This is a genomic window from Pseudomonas sp. Irchel 3A18 (assembly GCF_900187465.1).
Taxonomy (GTDB): Bacteria; Pseudomonadota; Gammaproteobacteria; order Pseudomonadales; family Pseudomonadaceae; genus Aquipseudomonas; species Aquipseudomonas cichorii.
This window is the reverse complement of sequence record NZ_FYDI01000006.1, coordinates 400,934-425,815: the sequence shown is the minus strand read 5'-3', so window position 1 is coordinate 425,815 and position 24,882 is coordinate 400,934. Positions and strand designations below refer to the sequence as shown.

31 protein-coding genes are annotated in these 24,882 nt (G+C 54.8%); all 31 read left to right on the top strand.

The genetic code is table 11. The annotated features are described in order from the left end of the window. Window positions 1–77 precede the first annotated feature (77 nt). Complete coding sequence (rplL, locus tag CKW23_RS15270; protein ID WP_025262058.1) at window positions 78–443, top strand: 50S ribosomal protein L7/L12; 366 nt, start codon at window positions 78–80, stop codon at window positions 441–443. A gap of 219 nt (window positions 444–662) precedes the next feature. After that, window positions 663–4,736, top strand: coding sequence for a DNA-directed RNA polymerase subunit beta (rpoB, locus tag CKW23_RS15265; RefSeq protein WP_025262057.1), 4,074 nt, complete (start codon window positions 663–665; stop codon window positions 4,734–4,736). A gap of 64 nt (window positions 4,737–4,800) precedes the next feature. Next, a complete protein-coding gene (rpoC, locus tag CKW23_RS15260; protein WP_025262056.1) occupies window positions 4,801–9,000 on the top strand; it encodes a DNA-directed RNA polymerase subunit beta' in 4,200 nt (1,399 codons plus the stop codon). 197 nt (window positions 9,001–9,197) lie between these two features. Beyond that, on the top strand, window positions 9,198–9,569 hold the full coding sequence (gene rpsL / locus CKW23_RS15255) for a 30S ribosomal protein S12 (protein WP_002555494.1): 372 nt from the start codon (window positions 9,198–9,200) through the stop codon (window positions 9,567–9,569). 122 nt (window positions 9,570–9,691) lie between these two features. Further along, window positions 9,692–10,162 (top strand): 30S ribosomal protein S7, encoded by a 471-nt coding sequence (gene rpsG / locus CKW23_RS15250; protein WP_010490886.1) that lies wholly within the window; start codon window positions 9,692–9,694, stop codon window positions 10,160–10,162. Between the two features lie 30 nt (window positions 10,163–10,192). Next, complete coding sequence (gene fusA, locus CKW23_RS15245; RefSeq protein WP_095067809.1) at window positions 10,193–12,295, top strand: elongation factor G; 2,103 nt, start codon at window positions 10,193–10,195, stop codon at window positions 12,293–12,295. 31 nt (window positions 12,296–12,326) lie between these two features. After that, entirely contained in the window at window positions 12,327–13,520 is a 1,194-nt protein-coding gene (gene tuf / locus CKW23_RS15240) for an elongation factor Tu (protein WP_025262054.1), read from the top strand. A 140-nt stretch (window positions 13,521–13,660) separates the two neighbouring features. Continuing rightward, on the top strand, window positions 13,661–13,972 hold the full coding sequence (rpsJ, locus tag CKW23_RS15235) for a 30S ribosomal protein S10 (RefSeq protein WP_003186070.1): 312 nt from the start codon (window positions 13,661–13,663) through the stop codon (window positions 13,970–13,972). Window positions 13,973–14,053: 81 nt separating this feature from the next. After that, window positions 14,054–14,689, top strand: a complete 636-nt coding sequence (gene rplC / locus CKW23_RS15230; protein WP_025262053.1) for a 50S ribosomal protein L3 — start codon at window positions 14,054–14,056, stop codon at window positions 14,687–14,689. A gap of 12 nt (window positions 14,690–14,701) precedes the next feature. After that, the gene (gene rplD / locus CKW23_RS15225) at window positions 14,702–15,304 is read left to right on the top strand and encodes a 50S ribosomal protein L4 (protein ID WP_025262052.1); all 603 of its coding nucleotides are present in this window, start codon (window positions 14,702–14,704) and stop codon (window positions 15,302–15,304) included. Continuing rightward, window positions 15,301–15,600: a 50S ribosomal protein L23 gene (gene rplW / locus CKW23_RS15220; protein ID WP_002555488.1), complete on the top strand. Its 300-nt coding sequence runs from the start codon at window positions 15,301–15,303 to the stop codon at window positions 15,598–15,600. Before rplD ends, rplW begins: the two co-directional genes overlap by 4 nt. A 14-nt stretch (window positions 15,601–15,614) precedes the next feature. Continuing rightward, window positions 15,615–16,439, top strand: coding sequence for a 50S ribosomal protein L2 (gene rplB / locus CKW23_RS15215; protein WP_007924198.1), 825 nt, complete (start codon window positions 15,615–15,617; stop codon window positions 16,437–16,439). A 16-nt stretch (window positions 16,440–16,455) separates the two neighbouring features. After that, window positions 16,456–16,731, top strand: a complete 276-nt coding sequence (rpsS, locus tag CKW23_RS15210; protein ID WP_004883670.1) for a 30S ribosomal protein S19 — start codon at window positions 16,456–16,458, stop codon at window positions 16,729–16,731. A 13-nt stretch (window positions 16,732–16,744) separates the two neighbouring features. After that, complete coding sequence (gene rplV / locus CKW23_RS15205) at window positions 16,745–17,077, top strand: 50S ribosomal protein L22 (RefSeq protein WP_002555485.1); 333 nt, start codon at window positions 16,745–16,747, stop codon at window positions 17,075–17,077. 13 nt (window positions 17,078–17,090) lie between these two features. Then, window positions 17,091–17,777 carry a 30S ribosomal protein S3 gene (gene rpsC, locus CKW23_RS15200; RefSeq protein ID WP_025262051.1) on the top strand — a complete coding sequence of 229 codons (687 nt, stop codon included), beginning with the start codon at window positions 17,091–17,093 and terminating at the stop codon, window positions 17,775–17,777. Window positions 17,778–17,789: 12 nt separating this feature from the next. Beyond that, window positions 17,790–18,203, top strand: a complete 414-nt coding sequence (gene rplP, locus CKW23_RS15195) for a 50S ribosomal protein L16 (protein ID WP_025262050.1) — start codon at window positions 17,790–17,792, stop codon at window positions 18,201–18,203. Then, window positions 18,203–18,394 carry a 50S ribosomal protein L29 gene (gene rpmC / locus CKW23_RS15190; RefSeq protein ID WP_002555481.1) on the top strand — a complete coding sequence of 64 codons (192 nt, stop codon included), beginning with the start codon at window positions 18,203–18,205 and terminating at the stop codon, window positions 18,392–18,394. Before rplP ends, rpmC begins: the two co-directional genes overlap by 1 nt. Window positions 18,395–18,396: 2 nt before the next feature. Continuing rightward, on the top strand, window positions 18,397–18,663 hold the full coding sequence (rpsQ, locus tag CKW23_RS15185) for a 30S ribosomal protein S17 (RefSeq protein ID WP_002555480.1): 267 nt from the start codon (window positions 18,397–18,399) through the stop codon (window positions 18,661–18,663). A gap of 23 nt (window positions 18,664–18,686) precedes the next feature. Beyond that, window positions 18,687–19,055, top strand: coding sequence for a 50S ribosomal protein L14 (rplN, locus tag CKW23_RS15180; RefSeq protein ID WP_002555479.1), 369 nt, complete (start codon window positions 18,687–18,689; stop codon window positions 19,053–19,055). Between the two features lie 11 nt (window positions 19,056–19,066). Beyond that, on the top strand, window positions 19,067–19,381 hold the full coding sequence (gene rplX, locus CKW23_RS15175) for a 50S ribosomal protein L24 (protein WP_002555478.1): 315 nt from the start codon (window positions 19,067–19,069) through the stop codon (window positions 19,379–19,381). A 20-nt stretch (window positions 19,382–19,401) separates the two neighbouring features. After that, on the top strand, window positions 19,402–19,941 hold the full coding sequence (gene rplE, locus CKW23_RS15170) for a 50S ribosomal protein L5 (RefSeq protein ID WP_004883677.1): 540 nt from the start codon (window positions 19,402–19,404) through the stop codon (window positions 19,939–19,941). Window positions 19,942–19,954: 13 nt separating this feature from the next. Beyond that, entirely contained in the window at window positions 19,955–20,260 is a 306-nt protein-coding gene (gene rpsN, locus CKW23_RS15165) for a 30S ribosomal protein S14 (RefSeq protein ID WP_025262049.1), read from the top strand. Window positions 20,261–20,473: 213 nt separating this feature from the next. Then, window positions 20,474–20,866, top strand: a complete 393-nt coding sequence (rpsH, locus tag CKW23_RS15160; RefSeq protein ID WP_025262048.1) for a 30S ribosomal protein S8 — start codon at window positions 20,474–20,476, stop codon at window positions 20,864–20,866. Between the two features lie 12 nt (window positions 20,867–20,878). Then, entirely contained in the window at window positions 20,879–21,412 is a 534-nt protein-coding gene (rplF, locus tag CKW23_RS15155) for a 50S ribosomal protein L6 (protein ID WP_025262047.1), read from the top strand. A 10-nt stretch (window positions 21,413–21,422) separates the two neighbouring features. After that, complete coding sequence (gene rplR / locus CKW23_RS15150) at window positions 21,423–21,773, top strand: 50S ribosomal protein L18 (RefSeq protein WP_002555473.1); 351 nt, start codon at window positions 21,423–21,425, stop codon at window positions 21,771–21,773. Window positions 21,774–21,776: 3 nt separating this feature from the next. After that, on the top strand, window positions 21,777–22,277 hold the full coding sequence (gene rpsE / locus CKW23_RS15145; protein WP_024687031.1) for a 30S ribosomal protein S5: 501 nt from the start codon (window positions 21,777–21,779) through the stop codon (window positions 22,275–22,277). Window positions 22,278–22,279: 2 nt separating this feature from the next. Next, window positions 22,280–22,456, top strand: coding sequence for a 50S ribosomal protein L30 (rpmD, locus tag CKW23_RS15140; protein WP_010220317.1), 177 nt, complete (start codon window positions 22,280–22,282; stop codon window positions 22,454–22,456). A gap of 3 nt (window positions 22,457–22,459) precedes the next feature. Continuing rightward, on the top strand, window positions 22,460–22,894 hold the full coding sequence (gene rplO / locus CKW23_RS15135) for a 50S ribosomal protein L15 (RefSeq protein ID WP_007924183.1): 435 nt from the start codon (window positions 22,460–22,462) through the stop codon (window positions 22,892–22,894). Further along, window positions 22,895–24,229, top strand: a complete 1,335-nt coding sequence (gene secY / locus CKW23_RS15130) for a preprotein translocase subunit SecY (protein ID WP_025262046.1) — start codon at window positions 22,895–22,897, stop codon at window positions 24,227–24,229. 28 nt (window positions 24,230–24,257) lie between these two features. Further along, on the top strand, window positions 24,258–24,374 hold the full coding sequence (rpmJ, locus tag CKW23_RS15125) for a 50S ribosomal protein L36 (RefSeq protein WP_002555468.1): 117 nt from the start codon (window positions 24,258–24,260) through the stop codon (window positions 24,372–24,374). Window positions 24,375–24,504: 130 nt separating this feature from the next. Next, on the top strand, window positions 24,505–24,861 hold the full coding sequence (gene rpsM, locus CKW23_RS15120; RefSeq protein ID WP_004883692.1) for a 30S ribosomal protein S13: 357 nt from the start codon (window positions 24,505–24,507) through the stop codon (window positions 24,859–24,861). Window positions 24,862–24,882: the final 21 nt, after the last annotated feature.

Below are 24,882 nucleotides of genomic sequence, written 5' to 3'. Positions count from 1 at the left end.
GCTGAGCATTTTCTCTCGCGTATTTTTGTTTATTTCGATGGTCGCGTAGGCCGTCCCCCAATTCAGGAATTAGATTCATGTCTATCTCTCAAGACGATATCCTCAACGCAGTAGCCGAGATGTCCGTTCTGCAGGTTGTTGAACTGATCAAGGCTTTCGAAGAGAAATTCGGCGTAACTGCTGCCGCTGCTTCGGCTGGTCCAGCTGTTGCTGCTGCTGTTGTTGAAGAGCAAACCGAATTCAACGTCATGCTGACCGAAGCTGGCGAGAAGAAAGTTAACGTCATTAAAGCAGTTCGTGAACTGACCGGTCTGGGCCTGAAAGAAGCCAAGGCAGTCGTTGACGGCGCTCCAGCAATGGTTCTGGAAGCAGTAGCTAAAGACGCTGCTGAAAAAGCCAAAGCTGCTCTGGAAGAAGCAGGCGCCAAAGTCGAGCTGAAATAAGCATCGATTTTGAACGTCCAGCCCACGCGTTAAGCGAAAGGCTGATGGCTGGTGGCTTTTGCCACCGGCCTTTTTCCGTTACAGACGATTGGCTTTGCCAGCGTCCATAACGTGCAAGAACCACCAAGATGGTGGCGCAGACCAAGGGGTTTGCACGATTTTCTGGCTGCTTCCGTCGGAGGGAGCCAAACAAGCAGGTGACCAAGCTGGGGAACGCTGATGGCTTACTCATATACTGAGAAAAAACGTATCCGCAAGGACTTTAGCAAGTTGCCGGACGTAATGGATGTGCCGTATCTACTGGCCATCCAGCTGGATTCGTATCGCGAATTCCTGCAGGCGGGAGCGACCAAAGATCAGTTCCGCGACGTCGGTCTGCATGCAGCCTTCAAATCCGTTTTCCCGATCATCAGCTACTCCGGCAATGCTGCGCTGGAGTATGTAGGTTATCGCTTGGGCGAACCGGCATTTGATGTCAAAGAGTGCGTGCTGCGCGGTGTGACTTACGCTGTACCTCTGCGAGTCAAGGTCCGTCTGATCATCTTCGACAAAGAGTCGTCGAACAAAGCGATCAAGGACATCAAAGAGCAAGAAGTCTACATGGGTGAAATCCCCCTGATGACTGAAAACGGTACCTTCGTTATCAACGGTACCGAGCGTGTAATCGTGTCCCAGCTTCACCGTTCGCCAGGCGTATTCTTCGACCACGATCGTGGTAAGACGCACAGCTCCGGCAAGCTGCTGTACTCCGCTCGCATCATTCCTTACCGTGGTTCGTGGCTGGACTTCGAGTTCGATCCGAAAGACTGCGTATTCGTCCGTATCGACCGTCGTCGCAAGCTGCCTGCTTCCGTACTGCTGCGCGCTCTGGGTTACACGACCGAGCAAGTGCTTGATGCGTTCTATACCACCAACGTTTTCCATGTTCGCGGTGAAAACCTGAGCCTGGAGCTGGTGCCTCAGCGCCTGCGTGGTGAAATTGCTGTCCTCGATATCCTGGATGGCAGCGGCAAGGTTATTGTCGAGCAAGGTCGCCGTATTACCGCTCGTCACATCAATCAGCTGGAAAAGGCCGGTATCAAAGAGCTGGAAGTGCCGCTGGACTACGTCCTGGGCCGCACTACCGCCAAGGTCATCGTGCATCCTGCGACTGGTGAAATCATCGCTGAATGCAACACCGAACTGAACACTGAAATCCTGGCAAAAATCGCCAAGGCCCAGGTCGTTCGGATCGAGACTCTGTACACCAACGACATCGATTGCGGTCCGTTCATCTCCGACACCTTGAAGATCGACTCCACCGGCAACCAACTGGAAGCCCTGGTCGAAATCTATCGCATGATGCGCCCTGGTGAGCCGCCGACCAAAGATGCCGCAGAAACACTGTTCAACAACCTGTTCTTCAGCCCAGAGCGCTATGACCTGTCTGCTGTAGGCCGCATGAAGTTCAACCGTCGTATCGGTCGCACCGAGATCGAAGGTTCGGGCGTCCTGTGCAAGGAAGACATCGTTGCTGTTCTGAAGACTCTCGTCGATATCCGTAACGGTAAAGGCATTGTCGATGACATCGATCACCTGGGTAACCGTCGTGTTCGTTGCGTTGGCGAAATGGCCGAGAACCAGTTCCGTGTTGGTCTGGTCCGCGTAGAGCGTGCTGTAAAAGAACGTCTGTCCATGGCAGAAAGCGAAGGCCTGATGCCTCAGGACCTGATCAACGCCAAGCCTGTCGCAGCGGCAGTCAAGGAGTTCTTCGGTTCCAGCCAGCTTTCCCAGTTCATGGACCAGAACAACCCGCTGTCCGAGATTACCCACAAGCGTCGTGTTTCTGCACTCGGCCCTGGTGGTCTGACTCGTGAGCGCGCCGGCTTTGAAGTCCGTGACGTACACCCGACTCACTACGGTCGTGTATGCCCGATTGAAACGCCGGAAGGTCCGAACATCGGTCTGATCAACTCCTTGGCGGCCTATGCCCGTACCAACCAGTATGGTTTCCTCGAGAGCCCGTACCGCGTTGTCAAGGAAGGCCTGGTAACCGACGAAATCGTTTTCCTTTCGGCAATCGAAGAGGCGGACCACGTCATTGCACAGGCTTCGGCCGCAATGAACGACAAGCAGGAACTGATCGACGAGCTGGTAGCCGTTCGTCACCTGAACGAATTTACCGTCAAGGCGCCTGCCGACGTAACCCTGATGGACGTTTCGCCCAAGCAGGTAGTTTCGGTCGCAGCTTCCCTGATTCCGTTCCTCGAGCACGACGACGCCAACCGTGCGTTGATGGGTTCGAACATGCAGCGTCAGGCTGTACCAACCCTGCGTGCCGACAAGCCGCTGGTAGGTACCGGCATGGAGCGCAACGTTGCTCGTGACTCCGGCGTCTGCGTCGTGGCTCGTCGTGGCGGGGTGATCGACTCGGTCGATGCAAGCCGTATCGTTGTGCGTGTTGCCGATGACGAAGTTGAAACGGGCGAGGCGGGTGTAGATATCTACAACCTGACCAAGTACACCCGTTCGAACCAGAACACCTGCATCAACCAGCGTCCGCTGGTGAGCAAGGGTGATCGCGTTCAGCGCAGCGACATCATGGCAGACGGTCCGTCCACCGACATGGGTGAACTGGCTCTGGGTCAGAACATGCGCATCGCGTTCATGGCCTGGAACGGTTTCAACTTCGAAGACTCCATCTGTCTGTCCGAGCGTGTGGTTCAGGAGGATCGTTTCACCACGATCCATATCCAGGAACTGACTTGCGTTGCTCGTGACACCAAGCTTGGCCCAGAGGAAATCACGGCTGACATCCCGAACGTGGGTGAAGCGGCTCTGAACAAGCTGGACGAAGCCGGTATCGTTTATGTCGGTGCTGAAGTGGGCGCCGGCGACATCCTGGTTGGCAAGGTCACCCCTAAAGGTGAAACCCAGCTGACTCCGGAAGAAAAACTGCTGCGCGCCATCTTCGGTGAAAAAGCCAGCGACGTTAAAGACACTTCCCTGCGTGTACCTACCGGTACCAAGGGCACTGTCATCGACGTTCAGGTCTTCACCCGTGATGGTGTAGAGCGTGATGCTCGCGCACTGTCCATCGAGAAGTCGCAACTCGACGAGATCCGCAAGGATCTGAACGAAGAGTTCCGTATCGTCGAAGGCGCTACTTTCGAGCGTCTGCGTGCTGCTCTGGTTGGTCGCGTGGTTGAAGGCGGTGCTGGCCTTAAGAAAGGTCAGGAAATCACCGATGAGGTCCTGGACGGTCTTGAGCATGGTCAGTGGTTCAAACTGCGCATGGCTGAAGATGCTCTGAACGAGCAGCTTGAAAAAGCACAGGCTTACATCGTTGATCGTCGTCGCCTGCTCGATGACAAGTTTGAAGACAAGAAGCGCAAGCTGCAGCAGGGTGATGACCTTGCTCCAGGCGTTCTGAAAATCGTCAAGGTCTACCTGGCAATCCGTCGTCGCATCCAGCCGGGCGACAAGATGGCCGGTCGCCACGGTAACAAGGGTGTGGTCTCCGTGATCATGCCGGTTGAAGATATGCCGCACGATGCCAACGGCACGCCTGTGGATATCGTCCTCAACCCGCTGGGCGTACCTTCGCGTATGAACGTTGGTCAGATTCTCGAAACCCACCTGGGCCTCGCGGCCAAAGGTCTGGGCGAGAAGATCAATCGCATGCTCGAAGAACAGCGTAAAGTTGCTGAGTTGCGTAAGTTCCTCAACGAGATCTACAACGAAATCGGCGGTCGCCAGGAAAGTCTGGATGACCTCTCCGACAAGGAAATCCAGGATCTCGCGAAGAACCTTCGCAATGGCGTACCTATGGCTACTCCGGTTTTCGACGGTGCCAAAGAGCGTGAAATCAAGGCAATGCTCAAGCTGGCAGACATGCCGGAAAGCGGCCAGATGCAACTGTTTGACGGTCGTACCGGCAACAAGTTTGAGCGCGCTGTAACTGTTGGCTACATGTACATGCTGAAGCTGAACCACTTGGTGGACGACAAGATGCACGCGCGTTCCACTGGTTCTTACAGCCTGGTTACCCAGCAGCCGCTGGGTGGTAAGGCGCAGTTCGGTGGTCAGCGTTTCGGGGAGATGGAAGTGTGGGCGCTGGAAGCATACGGCGCGGCGTACACTCTGCAAGAAATGCTCACAGTGAAGTCGGACGATGTGAACGGTCGTACCAAGATGTACAAAAACATCGTGGACGGCGATCACCGTATGGAGCCGGGCATGCCCGAGTCCTTCAACGTGTTGATCAAAGAAATCCGTTCGCTCGGTATCGATATCGATCTGGAAACCGAATAACACGTGACGCGAATCGGGAGCGGTGCCGTATGGCCCGCTCCCTGCTCCGCCAGGAGGGAAAGCCTTGAAAGACCTACTGAATTTGCTGAAAAACCAGGGTCAAGTCGAAGAGTTTGACGCGATCCGTATCGGGTTGGCGTCGCCTGAGATGATCCGCTCGTGGTCGTTCGGTGAAGTTAAAAAGCCGGAAACCATCAACTACCGTACGTTCAAGCCTGAGCGTGACGGTCTGTTCTGCGCCAAGATCTTTGGCCCGGTCAAGGATTACGAGTGCTTGTGCGGTAAGTACAAGCGCCTGAAGCACCGTGGTGTCATCTGCGAGAAGTGCGGCGTTGAAGTTGCACTGGCAAAAGTTCGTCGTGAGCGCATGGCCCACATCGAACTGGCTTCGCCGGTTGCCCACATCTGGTTCCTGAAGTCCCTGCCGTCCCGTATCGGCCTGCTGATGGACATGACCCTGCGTGATATCGAACGCGTTCTCTATTTCGAGAGCTATGTCGTTATCGATCCGGGTATGACCACTCTTGAAAAAGGTCAGCTGCTGAACGACGAGCAGTACTTCGAAGCGCTGGAAGAGTTCGGTGATGATTTCGATGCCCGCATGGGTGCCGAAGCTGTCCGTGAACTGCTGCACGCTATCGATCTGGAGCACGAGATTGGCCGTCTGCGTGAAGAGATTCCGCAAACCAACTCCGAAACCAAGATCAAGAAGCTGTCCAAGCGTCTGAAACTGATGGAAGCCTTCCAGGGCTCGGGCAACCTGCCTGAGTGGATGGTCCTGACCGTTCTGCCGGTTCTGCCGCCAGATCTGCGTCCTCTGGTTCCGCTGGATGGTGGTCGTTTCGCGACTTCCGACCTCAACGATCTGTATCGTCGAGTGATCAACCGTAACAACCGTTTGAAGCGCCTGCTGGATCTGTCCGCTCCGGACATCATCGTGCGCAACGAAAAGCGTATGTTGCAGGAAGCTGTCGATGCTCTGCTCGACAACGGTCGTCGTGGCCGCGCTATCACCGGTTCCAACAAGCGTCCTCTGAAATCCCTGGCTGACATGATCAAGGGTAAGCAAGGTCGTTTCCGTCAGAACTTGCTCGGTAAGCGTGTTGACTACTCTGGTCGTTCGGTAATTACCGTTGGTCCGACCCTGCGTCTGCACCAGTGCGGTCTGCCGAAGAAAATGGCTCTCGAGCTGTTCAAGCCGTTCATTTTCGGCAAGCTGGAAATGCGTGGCCTGGCCACGACCATCAAAGCTGCCAAGAAAATGGTCGAGCGCGAGCTGCCAGAGGTCTGGGACGTTCTTGCTGAAGTGATTCGCGAACACCCGGTCCTGCTCAACCGTGCACCGACGCTTCACCGTCTGGGTATCCAGGCGTTCGAGCCGGTTCTGATCGAAGGCAAGGCAATCCAGCTTCACCCTCTGGTCTGTGCGGCATACAACGCCGACTTCGACGGTGACCAGATGGCCGTTCACGTACCGCTGACGCTGGAAGCCCAGCTCGAAGCGCGTGCGCTGATGATGTCGACCAACAACATCCTTTCGCCAGCGAATGGTGAGCCAATCATCGTTCCTTCGCAGGACGTTGTACTGGGTCTGTACTACATGACTCGTGAAGCGATCAACGCCAAGGGCGAAGGTCGTGTGTTTGCGGATCTGCAGGAAGTCGACCGCGTATTCCGCGCCGGCGAAGCAGCTCTGCACGCCAAGGTCAAAGTCCGTATCCATGAAACGATCAATGATCGTGATGGCGGCAGCGTCAAGAACACCCGTATCGTCGACACCACTGTCGGCCGTGCGCTGCTGTTCCAGGTGGTTCCGGCCGGCCTGTCCTATGACGTCGTCAACCAGCCGATGAAGAAAAAGGCGATCTCCAAGCTGATCAACCAGTGCTATCGCGTGGTTGGTCTGAAAGAGACCGTCATTTTCGCTGACCAGCTGATGTATACCGGTTTTGCCTATTCGACCATTTCGGGTGTTTCGATCGGTGTTAACGATTTCGTTATCCCGGATGAAAAAGCTCGCATCATCGATGCTGCTACCGAAGAAGTTAAAGAAATCGAAAGTCAGTACGCCTCGGGCCTGGTAACTCAGGGCGAGAAGTACAACAAGGTGATCGACCTTTGGTCCAAGGCCAACGATGAAGTCTCCAAGGCGATGATGTCGAACCTCTCGAAAGAGAAGGTTGTCGACCGTCACGGTGAGACTGTTGACCAGGAATCCTTCAACTCGATGTACATGATGGCTGACTCCGGTGCCCGGGGTTCCGCTGCACAGATTCGTCAGCTGGCCGGTATGCGTGGTCTGATGGCCAAGCCGGATGGCTCGATCATCGAGACGCCGATCACTGCGAACTTCCGTGAGGGCCTGAGCGTACTTCAGTACTTCATCTCGACTCACGGTGCTCGTAAAGGTCTTGCGGATACCGCGTTGAAAACCGCGAACTCCGGTTACCTGACCCGTCGTCTGGTGGACGTTGCCCAGGATCTGGTCGTTACCGAAGTTGATTGCGGTACCGAGCATGGCCTGCTGATGACTCCGCACATTGAAGGCGGTGACGTTGTAGAGCCTCTGGGTGAGCGCGTTCTGGGTCGAGTCATCGCCCGTGACGTATTCAAGCCAGGTACCGAAGACGTCATCGTGCCTGCTGGCACGCTGGTAGACGAGAAGTGGGTCGAATTCATCGAGCTGAACAGCATCGACGAAGTGATCGTTCGCTCGCCAATCAGCTGTGAAACCCGCTACGGCATCTGCGCCAAGTGCTACGGTCGCGACCTGGCTCGTGGTCATCAGGTCAACATCGGTGAAGCTGTCGGCGTTATCGCCGCCCAGTCGATCGGTGAGCCTGGTACCCAGCTGACAATGCGTACGTTCCACATCGGTGGTGCTGCAAGCCGTACTTCGGCTGCCGACAGCGTCCAGGTCAAGAACGGCGGTACTGTTCGTCTGCACAACCTGAAACACGTTGAGCGAGTGGATGGCCACCTGGTAGCTGTGTCCCGTTCCGGTGAGCTGGCCATCGCTGATGACTTCGGTCGTGAGCGTGAGCGTTACAAGCTGCCTTACGGTGCAGTGATTTCGGTGAAGGAAGGCGACAAGGTCGACGCTGGTTCGATCGTGGCCAAGTGGGATCCGCACACCCACCCGATCGTCACCGAAATGAAAGGTACCGTGACCTACGTGGGCATGGAAGAAGGCATCACGATCAAGCGTCAGACAGACGAATTGACCGGTATGACCAACATTGAAGTTCTTGATGCCAAGGACCGTCCAGCTGCCGGTAAAGACATTCGTCCTGCCGTCAAGATGGTGGGCCTGGATGGCAAGGATCTGCTGCTGCCAGGTACTGACGTACCGGCTCAGTACTTCCTGCCAGCAAACGCCCTGGTTGGCGTGGCGGACGGTGCGCAGATCGCGATCGGTGATGTTATCGCTCGTATCCCGCAAGAAACTTCGAAAACCCGTGACATCACCGGTGGTCTGCCGCGTGTTGCCGACCTGTTCGAAGCTCGTCGTCCGAAAGAGGCGTCGATTCTTGCTGAAGTCAGCGGCACCATCGCGTTCGGTAAAGAGACCAAAGGCAAGCGCCGTCTGGTCATCACTCCGAACGACGGTAGCGATCCGTACGAAGAGCTGATCCCGAAATGGCGTCACCTGAACGTGTTTGAAGGTGAGCAGGTCAACCGTGGTGAAGTTATTTCCGACGGTCCTAGCGATCCGCACGACATCCTGCGTCTGCTGGGTGTAAGTGCTCTCGCCAAGTACATCGTCAACGAGATCCAGGACGTTTATCGTCTGCAGGGCGTGAAGATCAACGACAAGCACATCGAGACCATCCTGCGTCAGATGCTGCGTAAAGTTGAGATTGCCGAATCCGGCGATTCCAGTTTCATCAAGGGCGACCAGATGGAGCTGACTCACGTTCTCGTAGAGAACGAGCGTCTGAGCACGGAAGACAAGTTTGTCTCCAAGTTCACTCGTGTATTGCTGGGTATCACCAAAGCTTCCCTGTCCACCGAGTCGTTCATCTCCGCGGCCTCCTTCCAGGAGACAACCCGCGTACTGACCGAAGCGGCAGTAACCGGCAAGCGTGACTACCTGCGCGGCCTGAAGGAAAACGTAGTCGTGGGTCGTCTGATCCCGGCTGGTACCGGTCTGGCATACCACAGCGAGCGCAAGCGTCGCCGTGATATCGACAAACCGTTGCGTGTCAGCGCGAGCGAAGTAGAAGCCGCTCTGACTGAAGCGTTGAACTCCAGCGGTAATTAAGAGTAAAGCCTCGGCATTTTTCTTCCGGCGACCACAGTCTTTTGCTGTGTTCGTCGGGAGAAGAGGTCGGGGCTTTGTCTTGACTGGGGGCAGGATCCTCTTTAGACTCTTGTACCCCTAAATTTGGCGGGGCTTACGCCCTGTCATTTGCTTTCTTGTAAGACAATAGCGTCGCAAGACAACAGTGGAGCTAGTAGATGGCAACTATCAACCAGCTGGTACGTCAGCCGCGTAAGCGTATCGTCGAGAAATCCGACGTGCCTGCGCTGCAGAACTGCCCGCAACGTCGCGGTGTGTGCACTCGTGTGTATACCACCACGCCGAAAAAACCTAACTCGGCATTGCGTAAAGTCTGCCGTGTGCGCCTGACCAACGGTTTCGAGGTTTCCTCGTACATCGGTGGTGAAGGTCACAACCTGCAAGAGCACAGCGTGGTACTGATCCGTGGCGGTCGTGTAAAAGACTTGCCAGGTGTTCGTTATCACACCGTTCGTGGTTCTTTGGATACTTCCGGCGTTAAAGGTCGTAACCAGGGTCGCTCGAAATACGGTACCAAGAAGCCTAAGTAGTATTCGGCTTCTGATTGAGTTTGCAGATTTCTATTTTTCTGAGTCGATAAGAGTAAGGTCGGACGCATTCCTAAAGGGATGGTGGTTCCGAGCTAACCTGAAGACCGTTTGAGGGCTTATCCATGCCAAGAAGACGCGTAGCAGCCAAGCGCGAAGTGCTTGACGATCCAAAATACGGAAGCCAAATCCTAGCCAAGTTCATGAACCACGTGATGGAAAGCGGCAAGAAAGCCGTTGCCGAGCGTATCGTTTATGGCGCGCTGGACAAGGTTAAAGAACGCAAGAACAGCGACCCCCTGGAAATCTTCGAGAAAGCTCTCGACGCCATCGCTCCGCTGGTCGAAGTGAAGTCGCGCCGTGTAGGCGGTGCTACTTATCAGGTTCCGGTTGAAGTTCGTCCGTCCCGTCGTAATGCATTGGCAATGCGCTGGCTGGTAGACTTCGCGCGCAAGCGTGGCGAAAAGTCTATGGCTCTGCGTTTGGCTGGCGAACTGTTGGACGCCGCCGAAGGTAAAGGTGCTGCAGTTAAGAAGCGTGAAGACGTGCACCGTATGGCTGAAGCCAACAAAGCTTTCTCGCACTACCGCTTCTAATTCCGGCGTCACTAATTTTGCGAGGGCTTTATGGCTCGTACTACTCCGATTAACCGCTACCGTAACATCGGTATCGTTGCTCACGTGGATGCTGGTAAAACCACGACCACCGAGCGCGTCCTTTTTTACACAGGCGTAAACCACAAAATGGGCGAGGTGCATGATGGCGCCGCGACCATGGACTGGATGGTTCAAGAGCAGGAGCGGGGTATTACCATTACTTCCGCTGCAACCACAGCCTTCTGGGCTGGTTCTGCCAAGCAATTCGACAAGTATCGCTTCAACATCATCGATACCCCCGGCCACGTTGACTTCACTATTGAAGTAGAGCGTTCGCTGCGTGTTCTCGACGGTGCTGTCGTGGTTTTCTGCGGCACTTCGGGCGTTGAGCCTCAGTCGGAAACCGTATGGCGTCAAGCCAACAAATACGGCGTTCCGCGTCTTGTTTATGTAAACAAGATGGACCGTGCTGGTGCGAACTTCCTGCGCGTGATCGGTCAGATCAAGCAGCGTCTGGGTCACACTCCAGTGCCAATCCAGTTGGCTATCGGTTCAGAAGACAATTTCCAGGGTCAGATCGATCTGATGACCATGGAGGCTGTGTACTGGGATGATGCTGACAAGGGTATGGCTGCTCGTCGCGAAGCGATTCCTGCTGAACTGCAGGAATTGGCTGAAGAGTGGCGCAGCAACATGGTTGAAGCTGCTGCTGAAGCCAACGAAGAGCTGATGAACAAGTACCTCGAAGGCGAAGAGCTTTCCATCGAGGAAATCAAGGGCGCACTGCGTCAGCGTACAATCGCTGGCGAAATCGTTCTTGCTGTTTGTGGTTCTTCCTTCAAGAACAAGGGTGTTCCCCTGGTTCTCGACGCCGTTATCGACTATCTGCCTGCGCCAGTCGACATTCCTGCCATCAAGGGTTCCGATCCGGATGACGAGACTGTTGAAATGGAGCGTCATGCAGACGACAACGAGCCGTTCTCGGCTCTGGCGTTCAAGATCGCTACCGACCCATTCGTGGGTACCTTGACCTTTGCTCGTGTTTACTCGGGCGTGTTGAGCTCCGGCGACGGCGTGATCAACTCGGTAAAAGGCAAGAAAGAGCGCGTGGGTCGTATGGTGCAAATGCACGCAAACACCCGTGAAGAGATCAAGGAAGTTCGCGCTGGCGACATCGCGGCCCTGATCGGCATGAAGGACGTCACCACTGGTGATACCCTCTGCTCCGCTGAAAAGCCAATCATCCTGGTTCGTATGGACTTCCCGGAGCCGGTTATTTCGGTTGCCGTTGAGCCAAAAACCAAGGATGACCAGGAAAAAATGGGTATCGCTCTGGGCAAGCTTGCTCAGGAAGACCCGTCTTTCCGCGTCAAGACTGATGAAGAGACTGGTCAAACGATCATCTCTGGCATGGGCGAATTGCACCTGGACATCCTGGTTGACCGGATGCGCCGTGAGTTCAACGTCGAAGCCAACATCGGTAAACCACAGGTTTCCTATCGTGAGAAGATCACGAAGGCTTGTGAGATCGAAGGCAAGTTCGTTCGTCAGTCCGGCGGTCGTGGTCAGTTTGGCCATTGCTGGATCCGTTTTGCCCCTGCTGACGAAGGTCAGGAAGGTCTGCAATTCGTGAACGAAGTAGTGGGTGGTGTTGTTCCTAAGGAATACATCCCGGCTATCCAGAAGGGTATCGAAGAGCAGATGAAGAACGGTGTTGTTGCCGGCTATCCGCTGATCGGCCTGAAGGCTACCGTTTTCGATGGTTCTTACCACGACGTCGACTCCAACGAGATGGCGTTCAAGGTGGCGGCCTCCATGGCGACCAAGCAACTGGCTACCAAAGGTGGTGGTGTTGTTCTTGAGCCGATCATGAAGGTTGAAGTTGTAACACCTGAGGACTACATGGGTGACGTGATGGGTGACCTGAACCGTCGTCGTGGTCTGATCCAGGGTATGGAAGATACGGTTTCCGGCAAGGTTATCCGCGCCGAAGTTCCGTTGGGTGAGATGTTCGGTTATGCGACCGACGTCCGTTCCATGTCTCAGGGTCGCGCGAGCTACTCTATGGAATTCTCCAAATACTCCGAAGCTCCGTCGAATGTCGTCGAAGCTATCGTTAAAAAACAAGGCTGATTCAGCCCCTTTAGGCTAGGAGTTCACTGTCGTGGCTAAAGAAAAATTTGAACGTAACAAACCGCACGTCAACGTTGGCACCATCGGTCACGTTGACCACGGTAAAACCACTCTGACCGCTGCTCTGACTCGCGTTTGCTCCGAAGTTTTCGGTTCCGCAAAGGTTGACTTCGACAAGATCGACAGCGCCCCGGAAGAGAAAGCTCGCGGTATCACCATCAACACCGCTCACGTTGAATACGATTCGTCCGTGCGTCACTACGCACACGTTGACTGCCCAGGTCACGCCGACTACGTAAAAAACATGATCACCGGTGCTGCCCAGATGGACGGTGCGATCCTGGTTTGCTCGGCCGCTGATGGTCCGATGCCACAAACTCGTGAGCACATCCTGCTGTCCCGTCAGGTTGGCGTTCCGTACATCGTTGTCTTCCTGAACAAGGCTGACATGGTTGACGACGCTGAGCTGCTGGAACTGGTTGAGATGGAAGTGCGCGATCTGCTGAGCACTTACGACTTCCCAGGCGACGACACCCCGATCATCATCGGTTCGGCTCTGATGGCTCTGAACGGCCAGGACGACAACGAGATGGGTACTTCGGCTGTCAAGAAGCTGGTTGAAACTCTGGACAGCTACATCCCAGAGCCAGAGCGCGCTATCGACAAGCCGTTCCTGATGCCAATCGAAGACGTGTTCTCGATCTCCGGTCGCGGTACTGTTGTAACTGGTCGTGTTGAGCGTGGCATCATCAAGATCCAGGAAGAAGTAGAGATCGTAGGTCTGCGTGATACTACCAAAACTACTTGCACTGGCGTTGAGATGTTCCGCAAGCTGCTGGACGAAGGCCGTGCTGGTGAGAACTGCGGCGTTCTGCTGCGTGGCACCAAGCGTGACGACGTTGAGCGTGGCCAGGTTCTGGTCAAGCCAGGCACCGTCAAGCCGCACACTCAGTTCGAAGCTGAAATCTACGTTCTGAGCAAAGAAGAAGGCGGTCGTCACACTCCGTTCTTCAAAGGCTACCGTCCACAGTTCTACTTCCGTACTACCGACGTAACTGGTAGCTGCGAACTGCCGGAAGGCGTTGAGATGGTAATGCCAGGTGATAACGTGAAAGTTTCCGTTACCCTGATCAAGCCAATCGCAATGGAAGACGGTCTGCGTTTCGCTATCCGTGAAGGCGGTCGTACCGTCGGCGCTGGCGTCGTAGCCAAAATCATCGCTTAAGCGTTGATTCAAGAAAAAGCCCCCGCTTGCGGGGGCTTTTTTATTGGGTTGACACTCTGTTAGCTCGTCTATAGAATTGCGCCTCCTTTTAACGGGCGTATTGCGCTCGGTGGGAACAGCAATCTGGAGTCTGAAATCCAATGCAAAATCAGCAAATCCGTATCAGGTTGAAGGCTTTTGACCATCGCCTGATCGACCAATCAACCCAGGAAATCGTGGAAACCGCGAAACGTACTGGTGCTCAGGTGCGTGGTCCAATTCCACTGCCGACCCGTAAAGAGCGGTTCACCGTTCTGGTTTCTCCGCACGTCAACAAAGACGCGCGCGACCAGTACGAGATCCGCACTCATAAGCGCGTTCTGGACATCGTCCAGCCAACGGATAAAACCGTTGACGCTCTTATGAAGCTTGATCTTGCGGCCGGTGTGGAAGTGCAGATCAGCCTCGGCTAAGACTTGGGTCTTAGTCGTGTAACGCTCTGAAATGGGCGGCCATAGCGGGTGAAAGCCCCGTACACTCATGAGGTTTACAACATGACTATTGGTGTAGTCGGTCGTAAATGCGGTATGACCCGTATTTTCACCGAAGAAGGTGTCTCCATTCCGGTCACGGTCATTGAGATCGAGCCGAATCGCGTCACTCAGTTCAAAACCGAAGAAACCGATGGCTATCGTGCAGTGCAAGTCACTGTCGGCGAGCGTCGTGCTTCGCGTGTTACAGCTGCCCAAGCTGGCCACTTCGCCAAGGCGAACGTAGCTGCTGGTCGCACTGTTCTTGAATTCCGTCTTGAAGAAGGCGAATACAAGGCTGGCGATCTGATCAACGCTGAAATCTTCGCTGCTGGTCAACTGGTTGATGTAACCGGTCAGTCCAAAGGTAAAGGCTTCCAGGGTACGATCAAGCGCTGGAATTTCCGTGGTCAGGATAACACCCACGGTAACTCCGTATCCCACCGCGTCCCAGGCTCTATCGGCCAGTGCCAGACTCCTGGTCGTGTATTCAAGGGCAAAAAAATGTCCGGTCATATGGGCGCTGAGCGCGTGACCGTGCAGTCCCTCGAAGTAGTGCGCGTGGACGCTGAACGCAATCTGTTGTTGGTCAAGGGCGCTGTTCCTGGCGCTACTGGCGGCAATCTGGTTGTACGTCCAGCAGCCAAGGCTCGCGGTTAAGGGGAAGCTGACATGCAATTAAATGTAAATGACGCTCAAGCAATCGAAGTTTCCGAACTGACATTTGGCGGCGAATTCAACGAGACACTGGTGCACCAGGCAGTCGTAGCCTACATGGCTGGCGGTCGTCAGGGCAGCAAGCAGCAAAAGACCCGTTCCGACGTTTCCGGTGGCGGTAAGCGCCCATGGCGTCAGAAGGGTACTGGCCGCGCTCGTGCCGGTACTATCCGTAGCCCAATCTGGCGTGGCGGCGGTACCACTTTCGCAGCTCGTCCTCAGGATCACACCCAGAAACTCAACAAGAAGATGTATCGCGCTGCTCTGCGTTCCATCCTTGGTGAGCTGGTCCGTACTGATCGTCTGGTCGTGGTTCAGGACTTCGCTGTCGAAGCACCGAAAACCAAAGACCTGCTGGGCAAGCTGAATGGCATGGGTCTGACCGATGTTCTGATCGTGTCTGACGCTGTTGACCAGAATCTGTACCTGGCTGCTCGTAACCTGCCTCACGTCGACGTGCGTGATGTTCAAGGTTCCGATCCAGTTAGTCTGATCGCATACGACAAAGTGTTGATCACTGTGTCGGCCGTGAAGAAATTCGAGGAGCTGCTGGGATGAACCAGGAACGCGTATTTAAAGTTCTACTTGGCCCGCACGTTTCCGAGAAGGCCACGGTTCTGGCTGACAAGAAAGGCCAGTTCGTTTTCAAGGTTGCTACTGACGCAACCAAGCTGGAAATCAAGAAGGCCGTCGAAAGCCTGTTCAGCGTGAAAGTAGAGCGTGTTACTACCCTGAATGTTCTGGGTAAGAGCAAACGCACTGCTCGCGGTCTGGGCAAGCGTAATGACTGGAAGAAGGCAGTTATCTCCCTTCAGCCAGGCCAAGATCTCGATTTCAGCAGCAGTGCTGAGTAAGGAAGGGGTGCATCATGGCAATCGTTAAATGCAAACCGACTTCCCCTGGCCGCCGTTTTGTGGTCAAGGTGGTCAACCAGGAGCTGCATAAAGGCGCTCCTCACGCACCGCTGCTCGAGAAAAAATCGAAGTCTGGTGGTCGTAACAACAATGGCCGTATCACTACACGTCACGTGGGTGGTGGTCATAAGCAGCATTACCGTTTGGTTGACTTCCGTCGCAACGACAAAGATGGCATCGCTGCCACTGTCGAGCGTATCGAATACGATCCAAACCGTACTGCTCACATCGCTTTGCTGCTGTACGCAGACGGCGAGCGTCGCTACATCATCGCCCCTAAAGGCGTGAGTGCTGGCGACCAGCTGATCGCTGGTGCTCTGGCTCCAATCAAGCCGGGCAACGCTCTTCAACTGCGCAACATTCCAGTTGGTAGCACCGTACACGGCATCGAACTGAAGCCAGGTAAAGGCGCACAGATCGCTCGTTCCGCTGGTGCTTCTGCACAGCTGATCGCTCGTGAAGGTGTGTACGTTACTCTGCGTCTTCGCTCCGGTGAGATGCGTAAAGTACTGGCGGAATGCCGTGCAACGCTTGGTGAAGTCTCGAACTCCGAGCACAGCCTGCGTTCCCTGGGTAAAGCTGGTGCCAAACGCTGGCGTGGCGTTCGCCCAACCGTTCGTGGTGTTGCCATGAACCCGGTTGACCACCCACATGGTGGTGGTGAAGGTCGTACCTCTGGTGGTCGTCATCCGGTATCGCCGTGGGGCTTCCCGACTAAGGGCGCGAAGACTCGTGGTAATAAGCGTACCGACAAAATGATCGTCCGTCGTCGCAAGTAAATAGAGGGATACGACAGTGCCACGTTCTCTGAAAAAAGGTCCTTTTATTGATCTTCACCTACTGAAGAAGATCGAAGTGGCGGCGGAAAAGAACGATCGCAAACCAGTGAAAACCTGGTCGCGTCGTTCGATGATCCTGCCACAAATGGTCGGTTTGACCATTGCTGTGCATAACGGTCGTCAACATGTCCCAGTTCTCGTGAGCGAAGACATGGTCGGCCATAAACTGGGCGAGTTTGCCGGTACCCGCACTTATCGTGGGCACGTGGCAGACAAGAAAGCCAAGCGTTAAGGGGTAAGGAACGATGGAAGTAGCCGCTAAGTTGTCGGGCGCTCGAATCTCCGCCCAGAAAGCCCGCTTGGTCGCCGACCAGATCCGCGGGAAGAAGGTGGGCGAAGCGCTCAACCTGTTGGCTTTCAGCAGTAAGAAAGCCGCCGAGATCCTGAAGAAAGTGCTGGAGTCGGCTGTAGCCAACGCCGAGCATAACGAAGGCGCAGACGTTGATGACCTGAAGGTCTCAACCGTTTTCGTCAACGAAGGGCGTTCGCTGAAGCGCATCATGCCACGTGCCAAAGGCCGTGCTGATCGCATCGTCAAGCGGTCTTGCCATATCACTGTCAAGGTCGCTGACAAGTAACGGAGTCGAAGAGATGGGTCAGAAAGTACATCCCATTGGCATTCGCCTGGGAATCGTCAAGGAGCACACCTCCGTCTGGTACGCAGACGGTCGCACTTACGCAGACTACCTGCTGGCAGATCTGCAGGTGCGTGAGTACCTCCAAGACAAACTAAAAAGCGCGTCCGTAAGCCGTATCGATATCCATCGTCCGGCTCAGACAGCACGTATCACCATCCACACTGCTCGTCCAGGTATCGTTATCGGGAAGAAAGGTGAAGATGTTGAGAAACTGCGTCAGGACCTGACCAAGCAAATGGGTGTGCCTGTGCACATCAATATCGAAGAGATCCGCAAGCCGGAGCTCGACGGTATGCTGGTTGCGCAGAGCGTAGCTCAGCAGCTGGAGCGTCGTGTAATGTTCCGTCGCGCCATGAAGCGCGCTGTACAGAACGCCATGCGCATTGGTGCCAAAGGCATCAAAATCCAAGTGAGCGGTCGTCTCGGCGGTGCTGAAATCGCACGTACTGAATGGTATCGCGAAGGTCGTGTGCCACTGCACACCCTGCGTGCCGACATCGACTATGCCAACTACGAAGCTCACACCACCTACGGTGTGATCGGTGTAAAGGTTTGGATCTTCAAAGGCGAAGTAATTGGTGGTCGCCAAGAAGAACTGAAACCACAAGCACCAGCGCCTCGTAAAAAAGCTGCTAAGTAAGGGGTACGCCAAATGTTGCAACCAAAGCGTACGAAGTTCCGCAAGCAAATGACTGGCCACAACCGTGGTCTGGCATTGCGCGGTAGCAAAGTCAGCTTCGGCGAGTTCGCGCTGAAGTCTGTAGCTCGTGGTCGTCTCACCGCTCGTCAGATCGAGTCAGCGCGTCGTGCTCTGACCCGTCACGTTAAACGTGGCGGCAAGATCTGGATCCGTGTATTCCCGGACAAGCCTATTTCCAAAAAGCCCCTAGAAGTTCGTATGGGTAAAGGTAAGGGTAACGTCGAGTACTGGGTTGCCCAGATTCAGCCAGGCAAAGTCCTGTATGAAATCGAGGGTGTTACTGAAGAGCTGGCGCGTGAGGCTTTCGCCCTGGCTGCTGCAAAGCTGCCGCTCGCCACCTCCTTTGTTAAGCGGACGGTGATGTGATGAAAGCGAATGAACTTCGTGAAAAATCAGCACAGCAGCTGAACGAGCAACTGCTCGGCCTGCTGCGCGACCAGTTCAATCTGCGTATGCAGAAAGCAACTGGCCAGTTGGGGCAGTCTCACCTGCTCTCGCAAGTTAAGCGTGACATCGCTCGCGTGAAGACTGTGCTCAACCAGCAGGCAGGTAAGTAATCATGGCTGAAGCCGAAAAAACCGTCCGTACGCTGACTGGCCGTGTTGTCAGCGACAAGATGGACAAGACCATCACCGTTCTGATTGAGCGTCGCGTAAAGCACCCGATCTACGGTAAATACGTTAAGCGTTCGACTAAGCTGCACGCGCACGACGAAACCAATCAGTGCCATATCGGCGACAAAGTCACTATTCGTGAAACTCGTCCGGTAGCCAAGACCAAGTCTTGGGCGTTGGTTGATATCCTCGAACGCGCTGTGGAAGTCTAAGGACTAGGGGTCGGAGAAATTATATGATTCAGACTCAATCCATGCTCGATGTGGCCGATAACAGCGGCGCTCGCCGCGTTATGTGCATCAAGGTGCTGGGTGGCTCCCATCGTCGTTACGCTGGTATCGGTGACATCATCAAAGTGACCGTCAAGGAAGCAATTCCGCGCGGTAAGGTGAAAAAAGGCCAAGTGATGACTGCTGTTGTAGTCCGCACTCGCCACGGTGTTCGTCGTGCAGACGGCTCCATCATCCGCTTCGATGGCAACGCTGCTGTTCTTCTGAACAACAAGCAAGAGCCGATCGGTACCCGTATCTTTGGGCCAGTGACCCGTGAACTTCGTACTGAGAAGTTCATGAAGATCGTCTCGCTCGCCCCAGAAGTGCTGTAAGGAGATCCGACATGCAAAAGATTCGTCGTGACGACGAGATCATCGTGATCGCCGGCAAAGACAAAGGTAAGCGCGGTAAGGTGCTCAAGGTTCTCGCTGACGACCGTCTGGTCGTTGGTGGGATCAACCTGGTGAAGCGTCATACCAAGCCAAACCCGATGTCGGGCGTACAGGGCGGTATCGTCGAGAAAGAAGCGCCACTGCACGCTTCCAACGTCGCCATTTTCAACGGCGCAACCAACAAGGCTGACCGCGTTGGTTTCAAAGTTGAAGACGGCAAGAAAATTCGTGTCTTCAAGTCGACCCAAAAAGCGGTTGATGCTTGAACACTGCTAGGTAGAAGACCATGGCACGACTAAAAGAGATTTACCGGAAGGAAATCGCTCCGAAGCTTAAGGAAGAACTTAAGCTGGCGAACGTGATGGAAGTTCCGCGCGTTACCAAAATCACCCTGAACATGGGTCTGGGCGAAGCGATCGGCGACAAAAAAGTCATCGAGCACGCTGTTGCTGACCTGGAAAAGATCACCGGTCAAAAAGTTGTTGTGACTTACGCTCGGAAATCCATCGCTGGCTTTAAAGTCCGTGAAGGTTGGCCGATCGGCGTCAAAGTAACTCTGCGCCGCGATCGTATGTACGAGTTCCTGGATCGTCTGCTGTCGATCTCCCTGCCTCGGGTTCGCGACTTCCGCGGCCTGAATGCCAAGTCCTTTGATGGTCGTGGCAACTACAGCATGGGCGTAAAAGAGCAGATCATCTTCCCGGAAATCGACTACGACAAGATCGATGCTCTCCGCGGTCTGGACATTACCCTGACCACCACTGCCAAGAACGATGATGAAGGTCGCGCACTGCTGCGTGCTTTCAAATTCCCGTTCCGCAACTGATTGGAGTAGGAAAATGGCCAAGAAGAGCATGAAAAACCGTGAGCTGAAGCGTCAGCTCACCGTTGCCAAGTTCGCCGTGAAGCGTGCAGCGCTCAAAGCAATCATCGTTGATCTGAACGCAAGTCCAGAAGCGCGCTGGGAAGCTACCGTAGCTCTGCAGAAGCAACCACGTGACGCAAGCGCTTCGCGCATGCGTAACCGTTGCCGCATCACCGGTCGTCCACACGGCGTCTATCGCAAGTTCGGCCTGGGCCGTAACAAGCTGCGTGAAGCAGCAATGCGTGGCGACGTACCGGGTCTGGTTAAAGCCAGCTGGTAAGACGTACCTCTCGCTACCTGTCGTCGGTTTCGCAAGAAATCGATGCCAGGTGAGTCGGGAAATCAAATCAAGCCCCTTTTGGGGCTTGATTCGTTTCTGCGGTAGGTCTAGAATTGCCGGCTCGCCTGAGCCCGTGTTTTTACTTGCCCGGAATATCTCGGCGACAAGCTGTAGCCGCAAGGCTAATTATTTTGTATTAGGAGCGTCTAGCCCATGAGTATGCAGGACCCGTTAGCGGACATGCTAACTCGTATCCGTAATGCCCAGATGGCTGAAAAGCCCGTCGTAAGCATGCCATCTTCCACGTTGAAGGTTGCTGTAGCCAAAGTCCTGAAAGACGAAGGTTACATTGCGGGTTATCAGATCAGCAGCGAAATCAAGCCACTGCTGTCCATCGAGCTGAAGTACTTCGAAGGCCGTCCAGTCATCGAAGAAGTGAAGCGCGTCAGCCGCCCAGGCTTGCGTCAGTACAAGTCCTCCGATGATCTGCCGAAAGTTCGTGGCGGTCTTGGTGTGTCTATCGTCTCCACCAACAAAGGTGTGATGACGGATCGTGCTGCGCGCGCTGCCGGTGTCGGTGGCGAAGTGCTTTGCACTGTGTTCTAAGGGGGGATAAGCATGTCACGCGTAGCTAAGAACCCCGTTAAGTTGCCAGCCGGTGTCGAAGTCAAATTCGTTGGCCAGCAGCTTTCGGTGAAGGGTGCCAAGGGTACTCTGGAACTGAACATCCATTCGTCCGTTGAAATTGTTGAAGAAGCTGGTGAGCTGCGTTTCGCTGCTCGCAATGGCGATCAACAGACTCGCGCAATGGCAGGCACAACTCGTGCACTGGTTAACAACATGGTCCAAGGCGTAAGCCAAGGCTTCGAGCGCAAGCTCCAGCTGGTCGGTGTTGGTTACAAAGCGCAAGCAAAAGGCTCGGTCCTGAACCTGGCACTTGGCTTCTCGCACCCGGTGGATTACGAATTGCCGAATGGCATTACCGCTGAGACCCCCAACCAAACCGATATCTTCATTCGTGGTATCGACAAGCAGTTGGTTGGTCAAGTGGCCGCTGAGATCCGCGACTTCCGCCGTCCTGAGCCGTACAAAGGCAAAGGTGTGCGTTACGCAGACGAAGTCGTCCGCCGTAAAGAAGCCAAGAAGAAGTAGGGCATAGCAAATGACCGTCAAAAAAGTTACCCGACTGCGTCGCGCTCGCAAAGCACGCCTGAAAATGCACGAGCTAGAAGTCGTGCGTCTCTGCGTGCACCGCTCTTCGCAGCACATTTATGCCCAGGTCATTTCGGCCGACGGCAGCAAAGTCCTGGCAAGCGCCTCGACTTTGGACAAAGAACTGCGTGATGGCGCCACTGGCAACATCGACGCGGCCACTAAGGTTGGCAAGCTGGTCGCCGAGCGTGCAAAAGCCGCTGGCGTATCGCAAGTGGCTTTCGACCGTTCTGGCTTCAAGTACCACGGCCGTGTCAAAGCGCTGGCTGATGCTGCTCGTGAAGGCGGGCTGGAGTTCTAAGTTATGGCAAATAACGACCAAAAACGCGACGAAGGCTACATCGAGAAGCTGGTTCAAGTTAACCGCGTGGCCAAAACCGTAAAAGGCGGCCGTATCTTCACTTTCACTGCGTTGACCGTAGTGGGTGATGGTAAAGGGCGCGTTGGCTTCGGCCGTGGCAAGTCACGTGAAGTGCCTGCTGCAATCCAGAAAGCGATGGAAGCTGCTCGCCGCAACATGATCCAAGTCGATCTGAACGGCACTACCCTGCAGTACGCAATGAAGTCTGCCCATGGCGCTTCGAAGGTGTACATGCAGCCTGCTTCTGAAGGTACCGGTATCATCGCTGGCGGCGCTATGCGCGCAGTGCTGGAAGTTGCTGGTGTCCAGAACGTATTGGCCAAGTGCTACGGCTCTACTAACCCGGTAAACGTGGTTCACGCCACTTTCAAGGGTCTGAAGGGCATGCAGTCTCCTGAGTCCATCGCTGCCAAGCGTGGCAAGCGTGTTGAGGAGATCATCTGATCATGGCTACCGTTAAAGTAACGCTGATCAAAAGCACCGCCGGCCGTCTCCCTAACCACAAACTGTGCGTTAAGGGTCTGGGTCTGCGTCGCATCGGTCACACTGTAGAAGTCCTGGATACTCCCGAGAATCGCGGGATGATCAACAAGGCTTACTACATGCTGCGAGTCGAGGGTTAATCGATGAAACTCAATGATCTGAGTCCAGCGCCGGGTTCCCGTCGCGAAAAGCATCGTCCGGGCCGTGGTATCGGTAGTGGTTTGGGTAAGACTGGTGGCCGTGGTCACAAAGGTCAGACCTCCCGCTCCGGTGGCACTATTGCTCCGGGCTTTGAAGGCGGCCAACAGCCGTTGCATCGTCGTCTGCCAAAATTCGGTTTCGTTTCCCTGAAAGCCATGGACCGCGCAGAAGTGCGTCTGTCCGAGCTGGCCAAAGTGGAAGGCGACATCGTAACTGTGCAGTCCCTGAAGGATGCCAACGTGATTAACCAAAACGTACAGCGTGTGAAAATCATGCTGTCCGGCGAAGTTACTCGCGCTGTCACCATCAAAGGTATCGCAGCCACCAAAGGTGCGCGTGCGGCTATCGAAGCAGCTGGCGGCAAGTTCGAGGAATAAATGGCTAAGCAAGGTGCTCTCTCTGCGCTCGGCAAAGGCGGTATGTCTGAACTCTGGGCTCGTCTGCGTTTTCTGTTCCTGGCGATTATCGTCTACCGAATAGGCGCACACATCCCGGTTCCAGGTATCAACCCGGATCGACTCGCAGACCTGTTTCGACAGAATGAGGGGACCATTCTTAGCTTGTTCAACATGTTTTCCGGCGGCGCGCTGGAGCGGATGAGCATTTTTGCACTGGGGATCATGCCGTACATTTCGGCATCGATCATCATGCAATTGATGACCGCCGTCAGCCCGCAGCTGGAGCAGTTGAAGAAGGAAGGTGAAGCTGGCCGTCGCAAGATCAGCCAGTACACCCGCTACGGCACCGTCGTCCTGGCATTGGTTCAAGCTATCGGTATGTCCGTTGGCCTGGCCAGTCAGGGCGTTGCTTTCTCTGCAGATATCGGCTTCCACTTCGTGGCTGTCACCACCTTCGTGGCTGGTGCAATGTTCATGATGTGGCTGGGCGAGCAGATTACCGAGCGCGGTGTTGGCAACGGTATCTCGATGTTGATTTTCGCAGGTATCGTCGCCGGTCTTCCGAGAGCGATCGGGCAGTCTTTCGAGTCTGCACGCACGGGTGATATCAATATCTTCGCCCTGGTTGCGATCGGTTTGCTGGCAGTAGCGATCATCGGTTTCGTGGTGTTCATTGAGCGTGGTCAGCGTCGTATTGCTGTTCACTACGCCAAGCGTCAGCAGGGCCGCAAGGTCTTCGCTGCGCAGACCAGCCACTTGCCGCTGAAAGTGAACATGGCTGGTGTTATTCCTGCCATTTTCGCGAGCAGCATCTTGCTGTTCCCGGCTTCGCTGGGTTCCTGGTTCGGTCAGTCTGAAGGTATGGGCTGGTTGCAGGACATCTCGCAGTCGATCGCTCCTGGTCAGCCGTTGAATATTCTGCTGTTTAGTGCAGGGATTATTTTCTTCTGCTTCTTCTATACGGCGTTGATGTTCAATCCGAAAGACGTAGCGGAAAACCTGAAGAAGTCCGGTGCCTTTATTCCGGGTATCCGTCCAGGTGAGCAGTCGGCACGCTATATTGATGGCGTCCTGACCCGCTTGACCATGTTCGGTGCTCTTTATATGACGGCCGTGTGCCTGCTTCCCCAGTTTCTGGTGGTTGCGGCAAACGTACCGTTCTACCTTGGCGGGACCTCGTTGCTGATCGTGGTCGTGGTTGTGATGGACTTTATGTCGCAAGTGCAATCTCACCTCGTTTCGCACCAGTATGAATCCCTGATGAAGAAAGCCAACCTGAAGGGTTACGGCAGCGGCGGCGGAATGCTGCGCTGAGGTACCCATAAGGTTCGAGGAGTTGGTGATGAAAGTTCGTGCATCGGTGAAAAAGCTGTGCCGTAACTGCAAGATTATTCGCCGCGAAGGTGTGGTTCGAGTAATTTGCAGCGCGGAACCACGTCATAAGCAGCGCCAAGGCTGATTGTGATTTGTGCTTAAGCCCAGCAGCTAGTGCGCTGCTGGGTTGATTATTTGTTCCTACAGCGATATTATCTCGCGCCCTATTTCTTGGCTTCCGGGGCGTAGGTAGCTGTCAATTGGAGTCCCACTGAATGGCCCGTATTGCAGGCGTTAACATTCCAGATAACAAGCATACTGTTATCTCGCTGACCTACATCTATGGTGTTGGTCGCACAACTGCACAGAAAATTTGTGCAACCACTGGGGTTAACCCAGCGGCAAAGATCAAAGATCTGAGCGACGAGCAGATTGAACAGCTGCGTGGCGAAGTGGCGAAGTTCACCACTGAAGGTGACCTGCGTCGCGAAATCAACATGAAAATCAAGCGCTTGATGGATTTGGGCTGCTACCGCGGTCTGCGTCATCGTCGTGGTCTGCCAGTACGCGGTCAGCGTACCAAGACCAATGCGCGTACTCGCAAAGGTCCGCGTAAGCCGATCCGCAAGTAATCGCTCCAGCGTTTCGACAGG